Origin of the sequence: Arthrobacter sp. RIT-PI-e, assembly GCF_001187915.1 — a bacterium.
Lineage (GTDB): Bacteria > Actinomycetota > Actinomycetes > Actinomycetales > Micrococcaceae > Arthrobacter_D.
This window is the reverse complement of record NZ_LGIU01000090.1, coordinates 1-16,744: the sequence shown is the minus strand read 5'-3', so window position 1 is coordinate 16,744 and position 16,744 is coordinate 1. Positions and strand designations below refer to the sequence as shown.

Here is a 16,744-nt window from a genome sequence, read left to right as displayed (position 1 = left end):
GCACGGGCCTAAACTGGGAGCCATGGCCGGACTCATCAAGCGCGAAGACATCGATGAGGTCCGGCAGCGGACGGACATCAAGGAGGTGGTGGACGCCTACGTCACCCTGAAGTCCGCCGGCATCGGCTCGTGGAAGGGCCTGTGCCCCTTCCACGACGAGCGCTCGCCGTCGTTCCACGTCCGGCCGCAGATGGGTTCCTACCACTGCTTCGGGTGCGGTGAGGGCGGCGACGTGATCTCCTTCGTGCAGAAGCTCGACCACACCACGTTCTCCGAGACCGTCGAGAAGCTCGCCGCCCGGATCGGCATGGAACTGCACTACGAGGACGGCGGCACCGGGCCGCGCCGCGAGGACGTCGGCAAGCGCCAGCGCCTGCTGGATGCCCACAAGATCGCCGCGGAGTTCTTCCGCGACCAGCTCCTCACCTCCGGTGCCGGCCCCGCACGGCAGTTCCTGCAGGGGCGCGGCTTCGACCGCGCGGCCGCCGAGCACTTCGGTGTGGGCTACGCCCCGCAGGGGTGGGACACGCTCCTGAACCACCTGACCGGACGGGGCTTCACCCTCGACGAGCTGAAGCTGACCGGCATGTTCAGTGCCTCCTCCGGCAACGCCAATCGCTTCTACGACCGCTTCCGCGGCCGCCTGATCTGGCCCATCCGCGGGATCACCGGCGAGACCGTGGGCTTCGGTGCGCGGAAGCTCTACGAGGAGGACCAGGGGCCGAAATACCTCAACACCCCCGAGACCTCCCTCTACAAGAAGTCCCAGGTGCTGTACGGGATCGATCTGGCCAAGCGGGAGATCGCCAAGAACCGCCAGCTCGTGGTGGTCGAGGGCTACACGGACGTGATGGCCTGCCACCTCGCCGGCGTGGGCACCGCCGTCGCCACCTGCGGCACCGCGTTCGGCGCCGACCACATCAAGATCGCCCGCCGGCTCCTCTCCGACGACGGCACCGGGGGCGAGGTGGTGTTCACCTTCGACGGCGACGCCGCCGGGCAGAAGGCGGCGCTGCGCGCGTTCGAGGAGGACCAGCGCTTCACCTCGCAGACCTACGTGGCGGTGGATCCCTCGGGCGCGGATCCGTGCGATCTGCGCCAGAGCGGGGGCGACGACGCCGTCCGCGCGCTGATCGCCGAGCGCCGCCCGCTGTTCGAGTTCGCCATCAAGGCGTCCTTCGAGAACTTCGACCTCTCCTCGGGGGAGGGGCAGGTCAAGGCGCTGCGGCACGCCGCCCCGATCGTGGCCCAGATCCGGGACGTCTCCCTGCGCTCCACCTACACGCGGGAGCTCTCCCGCTGGCTCGGCATGCAGTACGTGGGGGAGGACCAGGTGGCCCGGGCCGTGGCCGCGGCGGCGCGGCGCGAGGGCGGGTCCGCGAAGGCTGCCGGCGGGCGGCAGCAGCACCAGCAGGCAGTGCAGCACCAGCAGGACGGTGCTGTGGACGGGCAGGCCGCGGACGCCGGCGAGCCGTACTACGAGCGCCCGGACCCGCGGGACCCGATCGCCAGGATGGAGCGCGAGGCCCTCGAGGTGGTGCTCCAGCAGCCCACCATGCTCACCCGCCCGCAGTGGGAGAGCTTCTCGACCTCCCGCTTCTCCACGCCCGTCTACGAGGCGCTGCACACCGCGGTGCTGGCCGCCGGTGCAGCGGGTGCCGAGCTGTCGCGCTGGGTGGAGTCCGTGCGCGAGGGGGTGCCGGACGTCCTGCGCCCCCTGGTGAGCGAACTCGCGGTCCGGCCGCTGCCCGCCAAGGACGCCGACGCCATGGTGAGTTACTGCCGCGACATCCTGAACCGGCTGACCGAACTGCGGATCACCCAGCAGAAGGCCGAGAAGCTCGGGCAGCTCCAGCGCATGGACCCGGCGTCCGATCCCGAGCTCTACACGGCGCTGCAGCGGGACCCGATGGGGCTCGAGATGCAGCGGCGCGAGCTCCGCTCGGAGTGACCCGGGGCCGATTTCACTTACCCCCGCATCGTCTGTAGAGTAAGTCCTGCGCTTTCCTCCGTAGCTCAATTGGCAGAGCATTCGACTGTTAATCGAAGGGTTACTGGTTCAAGTCCAGTCGGAGGAGCAACGAGGGCCCTTCCACCCGCGGCGACGCAGGTGGAAGGGCCCTTTCCTTTACCCGGAACAGGCATCGTGGACGGGAGCCGGGTGCTGTTCCCGTGGACGTCAGATGCGGCCCGGACACCGGCGGCGGCATCCTGGACCGCGGTGTCAGGGCCCCGGCGTACGCTGACCCCATGGACACTGACGGCAAGCGCATTCTGGTCACCGGAGCCACGGGATACATCGGCGGACGGCTGGTCACCAAACTGGTGGCGGACGGGCACACCGTGCGCGTCGTGGTCCGGTCTCCCCAGAAGCTGAAGGACGTCCCCTGGGCCTCGGACGTCGAGATCGTCCAGGGCGATCTCCAGCACGCGGACACCATGCGCGAGGTCAGCCGGGACGTGGACACGCTCTACTACCTGGTGCACTCCATGGGCTCCGGCAAGGACTTCGACCAGCGTGAGGCGGAGATCGCCCGGACCGTCGCCGAGGCCGCCACCGGGGCGGGGATCCGCCGCATCGTCTACCTCGGCGGACTGCACCCGGAGGGTGTGGAGCTCTCCACCCACATGCGCTCGCGCACCGAGGTGGGCCGGGTGCTCCTGGAGTCCGGGACGCCCACCATCGCGTACCAGGCCGGCGTGGTGATCGGCTCCGGCTCCGCGTCCTTCGAGATGATCCGCCACCTCTCCGACGTCCTGCCGGTCATGCCCGCGCCGCGCTGGGTGCTCAACACCATCGAGCCGATCGCCGTCCGGGACGTGATCCACTACCTCGTGGGCGCCCTCGACCTCCCGGAGGACCTCAACCGCACCTTCGACATCGGGTCGCGGGAGGTGCTCACCTACGCCGACATGATGAACGAGTACGCCGCGGCGGCGGGGCTCCCGCACCGGAAGATCCTGGCACTTCCCGTGCTCACCCCGCGCCTGGCCGGACACTGGGTGAACCTCGTGACCCCCATCCCGCGCGCTATGGCCATGCCGCTGATCGAGTCGCTCCAGCACGACGCCGTGACCTCGGAGCACGACATCGACCGGTACGTGCCCCTGCCCGAGGGCGGACTCACCGGGTACCGCCGGGCGGTGGACCTGGCCCTCGGCAAGATGCGCGGGGGAGAGGTGGAGACCAGCTGGGCCGGTGCCTCGGTAGTGGACACGGAGGCCGATCCGCTGCCGTCGGATCCCCAGTGGGCCGGGCACACCGTTTTCACCGACGTCCAGACGTACAGTTCCACGGCGTCGCCGGCGAACCTGTGGAACGTCGTCGAGGGGATCGGCGGGGAGAACGGGTGGTACTCCTGGCCGGTGGGCTGGGCCGCCCGGGGGTGGATGGACAAGATCGCCGGCGGTGTGGGGCTACGGCGCGGTCGGCGCGATCCCGACCGGCTCCTGACGGGTGAGGCGCTCGACTTCTGGCGCGTGGAGGAACTGGTGCGGGGTGAGCGGCTGCGGTTGCGCGCCGAGATGAAGGTCCCCGGCAGGGCCTGGCTGGAGATGCGCGTGGAACCGGAGGGGTCCGGCAGCTCCTACTACCAGCGCGCGGTCTTCTTCCCCCACGGTCTGTCCGGGCGGCTCTACTGGTTCGCGGTGCTGCCGTTCCACGGGTTCATCTTCGCCGCCATGGCCCGGAACATCGCGAGGACCGCCGAGGCCCGTGCCGACGCCGTCGGGGCCCCCGCGGCCTGAGCGCAGGCGAACACCGGAGCTACTGCAGGGCGGGGACGCGGCGTGGCCGCACCACCACCCACAGGAACACCACGGCGAGGAAGATGCAGGAGGCCATCACCAGGGCCATCGGCGTCGCCGAGTCGATCCCGTCACCGAGCAGACCCACGAGCGGCGAGATCAGCCCCGCGGTCCCGAACGTCACCGCCCCGAGGAGCGATGCCGCGGTACCGGCCTGGGCGCCGTTGTTGATCAGCGCGAGAACCTGCACGCAGGGGAAGATGAACCCGGTGCCCATGATGTAGAACCACAGCGGTACCACCGTGCCCAGGAGGCCGAGGCCCAGCTGGTCGAAGGCGACGATCAGCAGCGCCATGACGAGCTGCACGATCGTGGCGCCCGCGATGACCCACTGCGGGCCCACGCGCTGCAGCAGGCGGGCGCTGATCTGCACCCCGGCCACGATCCCGAGGGAGTTGATCGCGAACAGCCACCCGTACTGCTGCTCGTCGAGCCCGTAGGGGCCCTGGAAGAGGAACGGCGAGGCGGAGAGGTAGGAGAAGAGCCCCGAGAAGTTCATGCCGCCCACCAGGAGGACCCCCACGAAGATCCGGTCGCCGAGCACGGTCCGGTACCGCTGCAGCGCGGTGAGCCCGGAGCGCCGACGGTTCTCCCTCGGCAGGGTCTCGATGATGAACAGGGAGACCGCGACGATCACCAGGACGCCGTAGCAGGCGAGGAACCAGAAGATCCCGGGCCAGGGGAAGATCCGGAGCAGCTGGGAGCCGATGACCGGCGCGAAGATCGGGGCCATCCCGTTGACCAGCGCCATGTGGGAGAGCATCCGGACGAGCGTGTACCCGCCGAACAGGTCCCGCACCATGGCCATGGCCACCACCCCGCTACCGGCCGCCCCCACACCCTGCAGCACGCGGAAGAGCATGAGCATGTTGACGTCCGCGGAGTACGCCGCGCCGATCGAGGCCGCCACGTGGAGCACGGTGGCGAGGATCAGGGGCAACCTCCGGCCGATCTTGTCGCTGAGCGGACCCACCAGGAGCTGACCGCTCGCGAAGCCGATGATGGTTCCCGTGAGGGTCAGCTGCACGGCGGCCTCGGCCACCCCGAAGTCCTCCTGCAGGGCGGGGAACGCCGGGAGGTACAGGTCGATGGTGAACGGCGCGAGCGCGGTCAGTGCGCCGAGGACGACGACGTAGACGATCTTCTCCCGGCGGGACAGGGCGTCGCCGGGGTGGGTGCTGGTGCTCACGGTGCTGCCTAACGGGACGTGGGGTGGTGGTAATCGTCGTCCGGAGGCCGCAGGGGCGGTGCTCCGGGTGGTCCCGGCGACGGCGGCGGGACGTCAGCAGCGCCGCCCGCATGCAGGTGCGTGAGCAGATGGTTGCTGGAGTGAATCAAAGCCGATCCCATCCTACGGGCGGCGTCAACCCCGGGACCGGGGAGGTGGTGGGGGATCCCGTTGCTCAGCATGCTTCCGATGGACGTAGGGTGATCGAAGTCGTACTGGAGCAGGGAGAGAACCATGAGTGGAACCGACGCCGTCCCGGGAGGGACCCGACCGCCCCGTCACCTCGCGAAGGTGATCGGCATCACCATCGCGGCGGCCGTGGGTGGTCTGCTCTTCGGGTTCGACACGGCGGTGATCAACGGTGCGGTGGACTCCATCCAGGCCGACTTCGGGCTCAGTGCCGGCGTGCTCGGGTTCACGGTGGCCATCACCCTGCTCGGGTGTGCCGCGGGTGCCTGGTTCGCCGGGGGCCTGGCCGACCGGTGGGGACGCAAGAAGGTGATGGTCCTGGCGGCGATCCTCTTCGCCGTCAACTCCGTGGGCTCCGGCTACGCCTTCTCCGAGTGGGACCTCATGCTCTGGCGCCTGGTGGGCGGATTCGCCATCGGGCTCGCCTCCGTGATCGTCCCCGGGTACATCGCGGAGATCGCGCCCTCCAAGTGGCGGGGCGCCCTCGCATCCGTGCAGCAGCTCGCCATCACGGTGGGGATCTTCGCAGCGCTGCTCTCCGACGCCTCCTTCGCGGACGCGGCCGGCGGTGCGGGCAACGAGTTCTGGTGGGGGCTGACGGCCTGGCGCTGGATGCTGCTCGTCGGCGTGGCCCCCGCCGTCATCTACGGCGTCCTGGCCCTGATCATCCCCGAGTCCCCCCAGTTCCTCATCCGGGCCGGTCGGGACGAGGAGGCCGCGGGCGTGCTGTCGCGGGTCTCCGGCGTCCGGGACACCTCGGCCAAGATCGGCCAGATCCGGGCGAGCTTCGAGCGTGAGGACCGCGCGAGCTACCGTGACCTGCGCGGCCCGGCCTTCGGGCTGCAGCCCATCCTGTGGGTGGGGATGGCGATCGCCGCACTGCAGCAGCTGGTGGGCATCAACGCCATCTTCTACTACTCCACCACCCTCTGGCAGTCGGTCGGGTTCAGCGAGAGCGATTCCTTCACCACCTCCGTGATCACCTCCGTCATCAACCTCGTGATGACCTTCGTGGCCATCTTCTTCGTGGACCGCATCGGTCGCCGCAAGCTGCTGCTGGCCGGGTCGATCGGCATGACCGTCGGATTGGCGGCCGCCACCCTGGCGTTCGCCCAGGCGGACGGCACGGGTGCGGACATCGCCCTGCCCGGCGCGTGGGGCCCGATCGCCCTCGTGGGTGCGAACCTCTTCGTGATCTTCTTCGCCGCGACCTGGGGCCCCGTCATGTGGGTCACCCTCGGCGAGATGTTCCCGAACCGCATCCGCTCGATCGCCCTCGGCGTGGCCACCATGGTCAACTGGATCTTCAACTTCGTGGTCACCGTCAGCTTCCCCTGGGTGAGCGAGAACCTCGGGCTGTGGATCATGTACGCGGCCTTCACCGTGTTCGCCGTGCTGTCCTTCGTGTTCGTCCGGACCAAGCTGCCGGAGTTCGCGGGCCGGGACCTCGAGGACAATGCACAGCTGAGCGGCGCCGACCGGTCCTGATCCGCGCACACACCAGGAACGACGACGGCGCGCTACGCCATTCTGCTCCCGAGGGGAAGCGGAACCCGGGACAGCGCCCGATGGTAATTTTGATCCAGCGACTTCACAGCAGAAACTCACGAATGGAGGCAGGGCCTATGAACAGCTCGGCTAGTACACGCGGTAAGCGGTCCACGGGCTCGCTCTCGCTCCTCGGACTCATCAAACTCCTCGCACGCCTGACCCCGCGTCAGATCAGCGACGAGTTCTCGATCGCCCTGGACCAGATGAAGCAGAAGGGCATCAAGGCCGGCATCGCCGCGGCCTTCCTCGTCGTCGCGCTCATCCTGGTGCTGTTCTTCGCCGTCGCCCTCGTGGTGGCGGCCGTCCTGGGCCTCGCGGAGGTCATGCCCGGCTGGTTGGCGGCACTGGCGGTGGCCGTCCTCTTCCTCGTGATCGGCGGCGTGCTCGCCCTGATCGGGGTCTCCCGGCTCAAGAAGCAGCTCCCGCTGGTACCGCAGGACGCCATCCGCGGACTCCGCTACGACCTCGGTGTGCTGAAGGAGGGTCGCAGCTTCGACCCGGCCACCCTCGACGAGAAGCCGAAGGACAAGGACAAGGACGGCAAGGACAAGGACGGCAAGGACAAGGACGGCAAGCCCAAGGAGCCGAAGCCTTCCTACGAGGAGCTGCGCGGACGCACGGGCGAGCGCCGCACCCACATCGCGGACGCCAGGGACTCCCTGGGGGGCCGCGTGGACGTCAAGACCCGTCTCGAGAAGTCCAGGAACCGTTCCGGCGGTCACGGGTCGTCGAAGCAGAGTGCACGCGGACAGCAGGACGTCGCCGCCGTCGCGGTGCGGCGTGAGGTCCCGCTGAACACCACCGTGGTGGATCGCTGGAAGCCGCTCAGCGTCCTCGTGGCCTCCGTCGCGGCGATGATTGTGATGCTGCGCAGGCTCCTGACCAAGTAGCACCACCTCCCGGCGGCCGTCCGCCCGTGATCCCCACCGCTCGCCGGTGCGTGCCACGGGAGGGCGGCCGCCGTACTGCATAATGAGTGGGGAGGCGGAGAGCATGGGATCGATCAGGGGTGCAGTACGGCCCGGCGGTGAGCGCCGCACATCGGTCGTCGCCTCCGTCCCCGCCCTCACCTCCGTCCCCGCAGATCCCCTCGAGCAGCAGTCGTGTCCTTCGTAGCGATCGGGCTGGCATTGCTGGGCGCGGTCTTCCTGGCGTTCGGCGCGCAACGGCAGGGAACCGCCGTCCGTGCAGGCACCGGCGGCCGGTCGCTGGATTCCGCCGGATTCAGGAAGCTACTCACCAATGCGCGCTGGCTCGTCGGGCTCGCGCTCCTCGGTGTGGGCACCGTGCTGAACGTCATGGCACTGAACCTGGCGAGCCTGACCGTGATCCAGCCCGTCGGGGCGATCGCCCTGGTGATCACCACGGTCGTGAACTCCCGCGACCAGGGCATCCGGCTCAATCGCCTCACCGTCGGGGCGATCACCGCGTGCGTCAGCGGCAGTGCGCTGTTCGTCCTGCTCGCCGTCCGGGTGACCAGGGAGAACCATCTCATCGATCCCCGGCAGGAGCTCTCCGTGGTGCTCCTGCTGACGGCCGCCGTCGTCCTGTTCGGTTCACTGGCCCTGATCGGCAGGCGCAGATTGAATGCCTTCGCCTACATCCTGGGCGCCGGGGTGCTCTTCGGGTTCGTCGCCGTGCTCACCAAGATCGTGGTCGGGCACCTCCTGGACCCCAATGGTCGCTTCCTCCTCAACGTCCCGGTCCCCACGCTCCTGGCCCTGGCCGCCGCCGCTGCACTCGGCGCATGGTTCGTGCAGAGCGCCTACGCCACGGGTCCCCCCGATCTCGTGATCGCCGGCCTCACGGTCATCGACCCGATCGTGGGCATCGCCGTGGGAATCACCATCCTCGACGAGCTCCAGCCGGCGGTCGGCACCGCGATCGCCCTCACCATGGGAGGGGCTGCGCTCATTGCTATCGTGGGGGTCGTCGCGCTCTCGCGCCACCACCCGGACATCGCCGGGCGGACGCGCTGACACCCGGCACGAGTCCAGCACATCGACGTAGGGAAGCAACGCGTGAGTTACCCGGCTGACACCGAGCCACTGACCATCCTGATCGCCGCGGACACCTACCCGCCCAACGTGAACGGTGCAGCCCAGTTCGGCTACCGGCTGGCGCGCGGCATGACGGGCCGGGGGCACGAGGTCCACGTGCTGGCCCCCCGCGCCTCCGACGGCCCGAGCTTCACGGAGGGCCGCGCCGCGTGGACCGTGCACCGCCTCCGCTCCCACGGCGTCCCCACCCACGACTACTGGCGCCTGTGCTATCCCTGGGAGATCAGGCGTGACATCAGCATGCTCTTCGACCGGGTGCGCCCGGACGTGGTGCACATCCAGTGCCACTACATGGTGGGGCAGTACACCCTGGACGAGGCCGTGCGGCGGGGTATCCGCGTGGTGGCCACCAACCATCTCATGCCCGAGAACATCAACCCCTTCCTGCCCTTCCCGGAGTGGTTCAAGCGCGTCATCGCACGGAACTCCTGGCGCGACATGGGCAAGATCATGGGACGGGCGGCCGCGGTGACCACCCCGACGCCGCTCGCCGCCGAAGCGATGCGCACGCACGCGAGACTCGACGGCGTGCTGCCCGTCTCCAACGGGATCGACTCGGCCGGCTACGAACCCCGGCCCGGGGAGGTGCTGGAGGACCCCGAGCACCCCACCGTGCTCTTCGTGGGGCGGCTTGCCGAGGAGAAGCACGTGGATGTGCTGATCGACGCCGTGGCACGCACACCGGAGCACCTGGGTGTCCACCTGGAGATCGTGGGCGGGGGCGAAGTGAAAGCGGCACTGCAGGCACAGGCCGCCCGGCTCGGCATCGCGGACCGCGTGAGGTTCCGCGGGCTGATCGACGATACCGAACTCCGCCTGAGCTACCTCCGCGCCTCGGTGTTCTGCCAGCCCGGGACCGCCGAACTGCAGTCCCTCGTGACCCTGGAGGCCATGTCCGCCTCGACGCCCGTGCTCCTCGCCGATGCCATGGCGCTTCCCCACCTGGTGGTGGAGGGGGAGAACGGCTTCCTGTTCCGGCCCGGCGACGCCGCGGAACTCGCACGGCGCATCACGCAGATCCTCGAACTGCCCGAGGAGCGCCGGGAGGCGATGGGCCGTGCGAGCAGGGCCCTGGTGGACCACCACGACATCCGCACCACGCTGGACACCTTCGAGGCCCTGTACTACGGCTCCCGTCCGGTGCGGCAGGGGTCGACCGGGAATACGGGGGCCGCGCAGCGCTCGTGATCCCGCGGGGGATGTCCGTCTACACTGGGAGCTGCGCACGGCCCTCCCGAGCGGTTCCGGGGAGGAGGGCGAGCGTGTGCCAGGGGTGACCCTGCGGGGCTGTAGCTCAGCCGGTTAGAGCAGCGGACTCATAATCCGTTTGTCCTGGGTTCAAGCCCCAGCAGCCCTACCCCCGGGGTCCGTGGCGATCCGGCATCAGGCGTCATCCGCAGCGCGGGTGGCGCCTGATGCGTCCCGGACGATCGATCACCCCTGCCTCGACCCTCCACCGATCCGCGCGAGCGTCTCCGTGGTCTTGACCCGGATGCCTCCCGTGCGAGTGGTACGGAGGTGGACATCTCCGCCGATCGCCTCTGGCGCGCTAAGTTACCGGTGGGTAACATAGTGGGGGAGGGTGCTCCAGCCCTCCTCGAGAATGTGATCCAGTGATGGCCGGTCGCCGATGACCGGAGTGAGGCGGAACCGATGAGCAGGACGTCGATCGATGTCAACGACCTCCCGTACCCGGACGGGGACTTCTACGCCTTCGAGGAACTCCTCTCCGACAAGGAACGCTCCAGGCTCGAGGAGATGCGGACCTGGCTCACCCGTGAGGTACGCCCCCACGCGGTGACCTGGTGGAACCAGGGCAGCTTCCCCCAGGAGCTGATCCCCAAGGTGGCCGAGCTGGATCCCATGAGCCCCGTGCGCCGGCAGGGCTACTCGAACCTCTTCGCCGGGATGGCGCACGCCGAGTTCAGCCGCGCGGACACCTCGATCGCCACTTTCCTCGGGGTGCACGACGGACTGTTCACCGGCTCCATCGAGGCGCTGGCCTCGAAGGAGCAGCAGGAGGAATGGCTGCCCGACATCTACGCGATGAGGAAGATCGGTGCCTTCGGCCTGACCGAACCCCTCGGCGGCTCCGACGTGGCCGGGGGCACGCGCACCACGGCCCGCCGCGACGGCAACAGCTGGGTGCTCAACGGCGCCAAGCGCTGGATAGGCAACGCCACCTTCTCCGACTGGGTGGTCGTCTACGCACGCGATCTCGCGGACGACCAGGTCAAGGGGTTCCTGGTGGACACGACCACCCCCGGGTACAGCGCCACCAAGATCGAGAACAAGATCGCCCTGCGCACGGTGGAGAACGCGGACATCGTCCTCGAGGACGTCGTGGTCCCCGACGACCACCACCTCGCCGGCGCGAACAGCTTCCGTGACACCAACAAGGTGCTCAAGGTCACGCGCCTCGCCGTCGGCTGGCAGGCCGTCGGCCAGCAGCTGGCCGCCTTCGACGTGGCACGGCGCTACGCCGTGGAACGCGAGCAGTTCGGCCGCCCCATCGCGAGCTTCCAGCTCGTCCAGCAGCAGCTCGTCCAGATCCTCGGGAACGCGATGAGCTCGATGGGCATGATGGTCCGCCTCTCCCAGCTGGAGGACGCCGGCCGGGCCAAGGACGAGCACTCGGCGCTCGCCAAGGCGTTCACCACCGCGCGCATGCGCGAGAGCGTGGCCGCGGGACGGAACGTGCTCGGCGGCAACGGGATCGTGGCCGACTACGAGATGGCGAAGATCTTCGCCGACGCCGAGGCCGTCTACTCCTACGAGGGCACGCAGGAGATCAACACGCTGGTGACCGGCCGGGCGATCACCGGTATCGCCGCCTTCGTCTGACCTGTACCCGACCTCTCCGTCGGGTACGGGTGGATCTCACCCGTGCAGCGGCAGCAGCACCGAGGGCCGGCGATCCGTCACGAATCCCAGCGGGTCCACGTACTCACCGTCCACCCGGACGCCCCAGTGCAGGCAGGCCGTGCAGTGGGGTGACCGGGTGCCCTCCGTGGAAGGGCGCGCCACCGTGGCCACGGCCTGACCCTCCTCGACGCGCTGACCCCGGGTCACCGAGGGGTCCACGGGTTCGAAGCTGCTGATCCGCCCGTCGCCGTGGTCGATCGAGACCACGCCCCGGTCCACCACCGTCCCGGCGAACGAGACCACCCCGGCGGCGGGACTCGAGACGATCCCGGGAACCGCCCCGGCCGGTGCGAGATCCACACCGCGGTGCCCCGGTCTCCAGTCCTGCGCAGGTTTGTCGAAGGGCCGGAGGACCTCCGGCACCGGCTCGAGCGGCCAGGACCAGGGCGCGACGAAGCCGGTGCCCGCTGCGGCGTTCCGGTACTCCCCACCCGTGGACGGCCCCCCACCCTCCGGGAGCCCCGCTGCCGACGGCGCGGTGGCTCCCGGCTGGAGGAGTGCCAGTACGACAAGCAACCGGAGAAGCCGCCCGGCACGCCGACCGGCACGCCGACCGGCTCCGCGGTCCGGAGCCTCCGTGATCGGTGACGGCCGTGCACGGGCGCCGCCGCGTCCGGCGGCTGCCCGACGGCGCGCCCCCGCCCGTCGGCCCGCCCGGACACGGTGGGCGTGGGAGCAGGGGATCGGGACCCCGTCCCGGCGGGGTCGTGCGCTGTCGCTGTCCATGGCCCGAGTCTTCCTCGCCGCGGGGCAGGTTCACCTCCGGGGGAGGACCATGTGGACAACCCCCGGCCGCCGCCGTGATCCACTCCCGTGATCCACTCAGGCGCAGGAGCAGGCATCACCGCTGTAGTACACTGGCACGAGCAGTCCGCTGCTTCCCGCTCCGCACGCTCTCGGCGTCGCCGGGTCGTGGAGCCGGTGGGCTGACTACGCGTGCCTGCGATCGAGCGTCCTCCACGGACGCCCGAGCACCCACCCCGCGGTCCGGACCCATCCGGTGGGGAGGGGGTGTCCACCGCGACGACCAGGTGCCAGGACGTACCCACCACCCCGATGGGTACGAAGACAACCGTCAACAAGCCCCGGGTGGCGCGCTGCGCCGGAACCGGAGCTGAAGAAAGGCAGAACATGCCAGTCGTAACCATGCGCCAGCTGCTCGACAGCGGCGTCCACTTCGGCCACCAGACCCGCCGCTGGAACCCGAAGATGAAGCGCTACATCTTCACCGAGCGCAACGGCATCTACATCATCGACCTGCAGCAGTCGCTGTCCTACATCGACCGCGCCTACGAGTTCGTCAAGGCCACCGTGGCCCACGGCGGAACGGTGCTCTTCGTGGGAACCAAGAAGCAGGCGCAGGAAGCGATCGCCGACCAGGCCAACCGCGTGAACCAGCCCTACGTCAACCAGCGCTGGCTCGGCGGGATGCTCACCAACTTCCAGACGGTCTCCAAGCGCATCCAGCGTATGAAGGAGCTCGAGGAGATCGACTTCGACGACGTCGCCGGATCCGGTCACACCAAGAAGGAGCTCCTGCTCCTGAAGCGTGAGCTCACCAAGCTCCAGGGCAACCTCGGTGGTATCCGCAACCTGACCAAGGCGCCCTCGGCGATCTGGGTCGTGGACACCAAGAAGGAGCACCTCGCCATCGACGAGGCGAAGAAGCTCAACATCCCCGTGGTCGCCATCCTGGACACCAACTGCGACCCCGACGAGGTCGACTTCCCCATCCCGGGCAACGACGACGCCATCCGCGCCGTCAACCTGCTGACCCGCGTGGTGGCCGACGCCGTCGCCGAGGGCCTGATGGAGCGCCACAACCGCGCCAATGGGAACGACGCCGCAGCGGCCGAGGAGCCCATGGCCGAGTGGGAGCGCGAACTGCTCCAGGGCAGCACCACCGAGGCGGCCGCACCCGCCACCTCGGAGTCCCCCGCCGCGGACCAGGCACCTGCCGAGGCCGAGGAACTGGCAGCCGAGACGCCCGCGGCAGCGGACGTGCCCGCCGAGGACGTTCCCGCGCCCGACGCCCAGTAGTACCCGTGACAGGAGGAGCGTGGGTGTTCCCGCGCTCCTCCTGCACGTGGTCACCGGGTGATCCCGTGTCGTGGGCCCGGCCCACGACCCCTCTCGTAGATCCACCTCAACTTAGGAGTTCACATGGCAAATTTCACTGCCGCTGACATCAAGGCCCTGCGCGAGCGCACGGGTGCCGGCATGATGGACGTCAAGAAGGCCCTCGACGAAGCCGACGGCAATGCCGACAAGGCCCTGGAACTGATCCGTATCAAGGGTCTCAAGGGCGCCACCAAGCGCGAGGGCCGCTCGACCGCCGAGGGCCTCGTCGCCGCTCGCGTCGAGGGCAACGTGGGTGTCATGGTCGAGGTCAACTGCGAGACCGACTTCGTGGCGAAGGCCGGCCCCTTCATCGAGTTCTCCAACAAGGTGCTCGGCGCAGCCATCGAGTCCGGTGCTGCCGACGTCGAGACCCTGCTCGCCTTCGAGCTCGACGGCAAGCCCGTCTCCGAGCACGTCATCGAAGCCGGTGCCCTGCTCGGCGAGAAGGTCGACGTCCGCCGGATCGCCCGCGTCGAGGGTCCGGTGGTGGACGCGTACCTGCACAAGACCTCCAAGGACCTCCCCGCGCAGGTGGGTGTCCTCTTCGCCGTCGAGGGTTCCGGGGAGGCCGTGAGCTCCACCGCCCACGACGTCGCCGTGCACATCGCCGCGTACTCGCCCACCTACCTGACCCGCGAGGACGTCCCCGCCGAGCTCGTGGAGTCGGAGCGTCGCATCGCCGACGAGACCGCCCGCGCCGAGGGCAAGCCCGAGCAGGCGCTCGCGAAGATCGTCGAGGGACGACTCACCGGGTTCTTCAAGGAGGGCGTCCTGGTGGACCAGGCGTTCGCGAAGGACGCGAAGAAGTCCGTGGCCGCCGTGCTCCAGGAGGCCGGCGCCACGGCGACCGCCTTCGCACGGTTCCGCGTAGGAGCATAGGTTCCCGCCAGGGCCACAGCACCAAGGTGAAGGGCGGCCGCCGATGAGGTGGCCGCCCTTTTCCGCGCCCGGGAGGCGCGCCGTATCCTGGCTCTCGGGTCCGGCACCGACCCACACCCGCACCACCGGCCGCCCATCCTGGACGGCCGACAGCTCTATGCCCGGGAGGCATCTCATGGACACCACTTCCACTGCTCCGACGGGCCACACCGGCCGACGCCGCGTACTGCTGAAGCTCTCGGGCGAGGTCTTCGGCGGGGGCAAGCTCGGTGTGGATCCCGAGACCGTGCGCTCCGTGGCCCGGCAGATCGCGGCCACCGTGGAGGACGTCGAGGTGGCCGTGGTGGTGGGCGGTGGCAACTTCTTCCGCGGCGCCGAGCTGTCGCAGAGCGGGATGGACCGCTCGCGGGCGGACTACATGGGCATGCTCGGGACGGTGATGAACTGCCTCGCCCTCCAGGACTTCCTGGAGCAGGCCGGGGTGGAGACGCGCGTGCAGAGCGCCATCACCATGGGTCAGGTTGCCGAGGCGTACATCCCGCGGCGGGCCATCCGGCACCTGGAGAAGGGCCGCGTGGTGATCTTCGGTGCCGGGGCCGGTCTGCCGTACTTCTCCACCGACACCGTCGCGGCGCAGCGGGCGCTCGAGGTGCACGCGGACGAGGTGCTGATGGCCAAGAGCGGCGTGGACGGCGTGTACACGGCGGACCCCCATAAGGACCCGACGGCGCAGAAGCTCGACACCCTCTCCTACGACGAGGCACTGCGGCGCGACATCCGGGTCATGGACCAGACGGCCATGACCATGTGCAAGGACAACGATCTCACCATGGTGGTGTTCGGCATGGAGGGCGAGGGCAACGTGACCCGGGCCATCCGCGGCGAGAGACTTGGCACCGTGGTCAGCAGATAGCACGCACCGCGCGGTGGGCGGACGGTCCTCCGCCCACCGCGGGGCGGCTCCCTGCGGTTGAACTAGGATTGACCGCGGGACATTGAACACTGGAACGGTTGCCGGGCAGCCGACAGCGGAGCGAAGGAGACATTGTGATCGAAGAGACCTTGCTGGAAGCCACCGACAAGATGGACAAGGCCGTGGAGGTCGCGAAGGACGATTTCGCCACGGTGCGCACCGGCCGGGCCAACGCCTCCCTGTTCTCGAAGGTCGTGGTGATGTACTACGGCGCGCCGACGCCGCTGCAGCAGCTGGCGTCCTTCCAGAACCCCGAGGCCCGCACCCTGCTCATCACCCCGTTCGACCGCGCGTCCCTCAACGACATCGAGAAGGCGCTCCGCGACTCGGATCTCGGTGCCAATCCCTCGAACGACGGCAACGTGATCAGGGTGGTGCTGCCCGAGCTCACCCAGGAACGCCGCCGGGAGTACGTGAAGCTCGTCAAGACCAAGGCCGAGGACGCCAAGATCTCGATCCGCAACATCCGCCGGAAGGCGAAGGACGGGATCGACAGGACGGTCAAGGACGGTGACTCCGGTGAGGACGAGGGTTCGCGTGCCGAGAAGGAGCTCGACGCCCTCACGAAGTCGCGGGTCGAGCTGATCGACGATCTGCTGAAGCGCAAGGAAGCCGAGCTGCTCGAGGTCTGATGCCGGATCTCGACCCCCCCGGGGGGGTGCAGGCCCGGCCCGGCGGGGCGCCGACGGCCGGCCGGGTCCCCGCGGGAACGGCCGGTCCCGCCTCGGCCCCCGCCCCGCATCCCCCCCCCTCCCCCCCCCGACCGCCCCCGCCCGCCGGTGGCCCCTGCGCCGCCGCCCCCGCCGGGAACCCGGTGCGCCGTCCCGGGCCGGCCGGAACCTCCCGGCCGCGATCGGCGTGGGCGCGGCCCTCCTGGCACCGGTGCTGGTGGGCCTGCTGTTCTTCCCGGTGGCCTTCGTGGCCGTGGTGGCGCTCTTCGCCGCCGTCGGTGTGTGGGAGGTGGCACGGGCGCTGGCGATCCGGCACATCCACGTACCGCTGGTCCCCGCG

Annotated in this window: 13 protein-coding genes and 2 tRNA genes; 13 read left to right on the top strand and 2 right to left on the bottom strand. The window is 69.5% G+C overall.

All coding sequences use genetic code 11. The features are described from left to right. The first annotated feature begins 22 nt into the window (after window positions 1-22). The 3 genes from dnaG to AC792_RS12885 all read left to right on the top strand — a co-directional run bounded on the left by dnaG (window position 23) and on the right by AC792_RS12885 (window position 3,747). Window positions 23-1,951, top strand: coding sequence for a DNA primase (gene dnaG, locus AC792_RS12895; protein WP_049830908.1), 1,929 nt, complete (start codon window positions 23-25; stop codon window positions 1,949-1,951). A 54-nt stretch (window positions 1,952-2,005) separates the two neighbouring features. Next, window positions 2,006-2,078, top strand: a tRNA-Asn gene (locus AC792_RS12890). A 172-nt stretch (window positions 2,079-2,250) separates the two neighbouring features. Next, window positions 2,251-3,747: an SDR family oxidoreductase gene (locus AC792_RS12885; protein ID WP_049830926.1), complete on the top strand. Its 1,497-nt coding sequence runs from the start codon at window positions 2,251-2,253 to the stop codon at window positions 3,745-3,747. Window positions 3,748-3,766: 19 nt separating this feature from the next. On the opposite strand, the gene AC792_RS12880 is transcribed toward AC792_RS12885, so the two are convergent. Then, window positions 3,767-4,996, bottom strand: coding sequence for a multidrug effflux MFS transporter (locus AC792_RS12880; protein WP_049830907.1), 1,230 nt, complete (start codon window positions 4,994-4,996; stop codon window positions 3,767-3,769). Window positions 4,997-5,269: 273 nt separating this feature from the next. On the opposite strand from AC792_RS12880, the gene AC792_RS12875 reads away from it, so the two are divergent. The 6 genes from AC792_RS12875 to AC792_RS12850 all read left to right on the top strand — a co-directional run bounded on the left by AC792_RS12875 (window position 5,270) and on the right by AC792_RS12850 (window position 11,679). Next, complete coding sequence (locus AC792_RS12875; RefSeq protein ID WP_049830906.1) at window positions 5,270-6,712, top strand: sugar porter family MFS transporter; 1,443 nt, start codon at window positions 5,270-5,272, stop codon at window positions 6,710-6,712. Between the two features lie 137 nt (window positions 6,713-6,849). Beyond that, window positions 6,850-7,665 (top strand): phage holin family protein, encoded by an 816-nt coding sequence (locus AC792_RS12870; protein ID WP_049830905.1) that lies wholly within the window; start codon window positions 6,850-6,852, stop codon window positions 7,663-7,665. 213 nt (window positions 7,666-7,878) lie between these two features. After that, on the top strand, window positions 7,879-8,754 hold the full coding sequence (locus AC792_RS12865) for a DMT family transporter (RefSeq protein WP_049830904.1): 876 nt from the start codon (window positions 7,879-7,881) through the stop codon (window positions 8,752-8,754). A gap of 42 nt (window positions 8,755-8,796) precedes the next feature. After that, window positions 8,797-10,023: a glycosyltransferase gene (locus tag AC792_RS12860; protein ID WP_049830903.1), complete on the top strand. Its 1,227-nt coding sequence runs from the start codon at window positions 8,797-8,799 to the stop codon at window positions 10,021-10,023. A 95-nt stretch (window positions 10,024-10,118) separates the two neighbouring features. Beyond that, a tRNA-Ile gene (locus AC792_RS12855) sits at window positions 10,119-10,192 on the top strand. 296 nt (window positions 10,193-10,488) lie between these two features. Beyond that, window positions 10,489-11,679, top strand: a complete 1,191-nt coding sequence (locus AC792_RS12850; protein ID WP_049830902.1) for an acyl-CoA dehydrogenase family protein — start codon at window positions 10,489-10,491, stop codon at window positions 11,677-11,679. Between the two features lie 36 nt (window positions 11,680-11,715). On the opposite strand, the gene AC792_RS16570 is transcribed toward AC792_RS12850, so the two are convergent. Beyond that, on the bottom strand, window positions 11,716-12,276 hold the full coding sequence (locus AC792_RS16570) for a murein hydrolase activator EnvC family protein (RefSeq protein ID WP_235436729.1): 561 nt from the start codon (window positions 12,274-12,276) through the stop codon (window positions 11,716-11,718). A 615-nt stretch (window positions 12,277-12,891) separates the two neighbouring features. Here AC792_RS16570 and rpsB point away from each other — a divergent pair. The 4 genes from rpsB (at window position 12,892) to frr (ending at window position 16,365) form a co-directional block, all read left to right on the top strand. Then, the gene (gene rpsB / locus AC792_RS12840) at window positions 12,892-13,800 is read left to right on the top strand and encodes a 30S ribosomal protein S2 (RefSeq protein WP_049830901.1); all 909 of its coding nucleotides are present in this window, start codon (window positions 12,892-12,894) and stop codon (window positions 13,798-13,800) included. 123 nt (window positions 13,801-13,923) lie between these two features. Beyond that, window positions 13,924-14,760: a translation elongation factor Ts gene (tsf, locus tag AC792_RS12835; protein ID WP_049830900.1), complete on the top strand. Its 837-nt coding sequence runs from the start codon at window positions 13,924-13,926 to the stop codon at window positions 14,758-14,760. 175 nt (window positions 14,761-14,935) lie between these two features. Then, a complete protein-coding gene (gene pyrH, locus AC792_RS12830) occupies window positions 14,936-15,673 on the top strand; it encodes a UMP kinase (RefSeq protein WP_049830899.1) in 738 nt (245 codons plus the stop codon). Window positions 15,674-15,807: 134 nt separating this feature from the next. Beyond that, window positions 15,808-16,365: a ribosome recycling factor gene (frr, locus tag AC792_RS12825; protein WP_049830898.1), complete on the top strand. Its 558-nt coding sequence runs from the start codon at window positions 15,808-15,810 to the stop codon at window positions 16,363-16,365. The last annotated feature ends 379 nt before the right edge of the window (window positions 16,366-16,744 follow it).

Excerpts from the sequence above, each read along its gene's own strand:
- dnaG (WP_049830908.1), top strand. The coding sequence starts at position 23 with ATGGCCGGACTCATCAAGCGCGAAGACATCGATGAGGTCCGGCAGCGG.
- AC792_RS12885 (WP_049830926.1), top strand. The coding sequence starts at position 2,251 with ATGGACACTGACGGCAAGCGCATTCTGGTCACCGGAGCCACGGGATAC.
- AC792_RS12875 (WP_049830906.1), top strand. The coding sequence starts at position 5,270 with ATGAGTGGAACCGACGCCGTCCCGGGAGGGACCCGACCGCCCCGTCAC.
- AC792_RS12870 (WP_049830905.1), top strand. The coding sequence starts at position 6,850 with ATGAACAGCTCGGCTAGTACACGCGGTAAGCGGTCCACGGGCTCGCTC.
- AC792_RS12850 (WP_049830902.1), top strand. The coding sequence starts at position 10,489 with ATGAGCAGGACGTCGATCGATGTCAACGACCTCCCGTACCCGGACGGG.
- rpsB (WP_049830901.1), top strand. The coding sequence starts at position 12,892 with ATGCCAGTCGTAACCATGCGCCAGCTGCTCGACAGCGGCGTCCACTTC.
- tsf (WP_049830900.1), top strand. The coding sequence starts at position 13,924 with ATGGCAAATTTCACTGCCGCTGACATCAAGGCCCTGCGCGAGCGCACG.
- pyrH (WP_049830899.1), top strand. The coding sequence starts at position 14,936 with ATGGACACCACTTCCACTGCTCCGACGGGCCACACCGGCCGACGCCGC.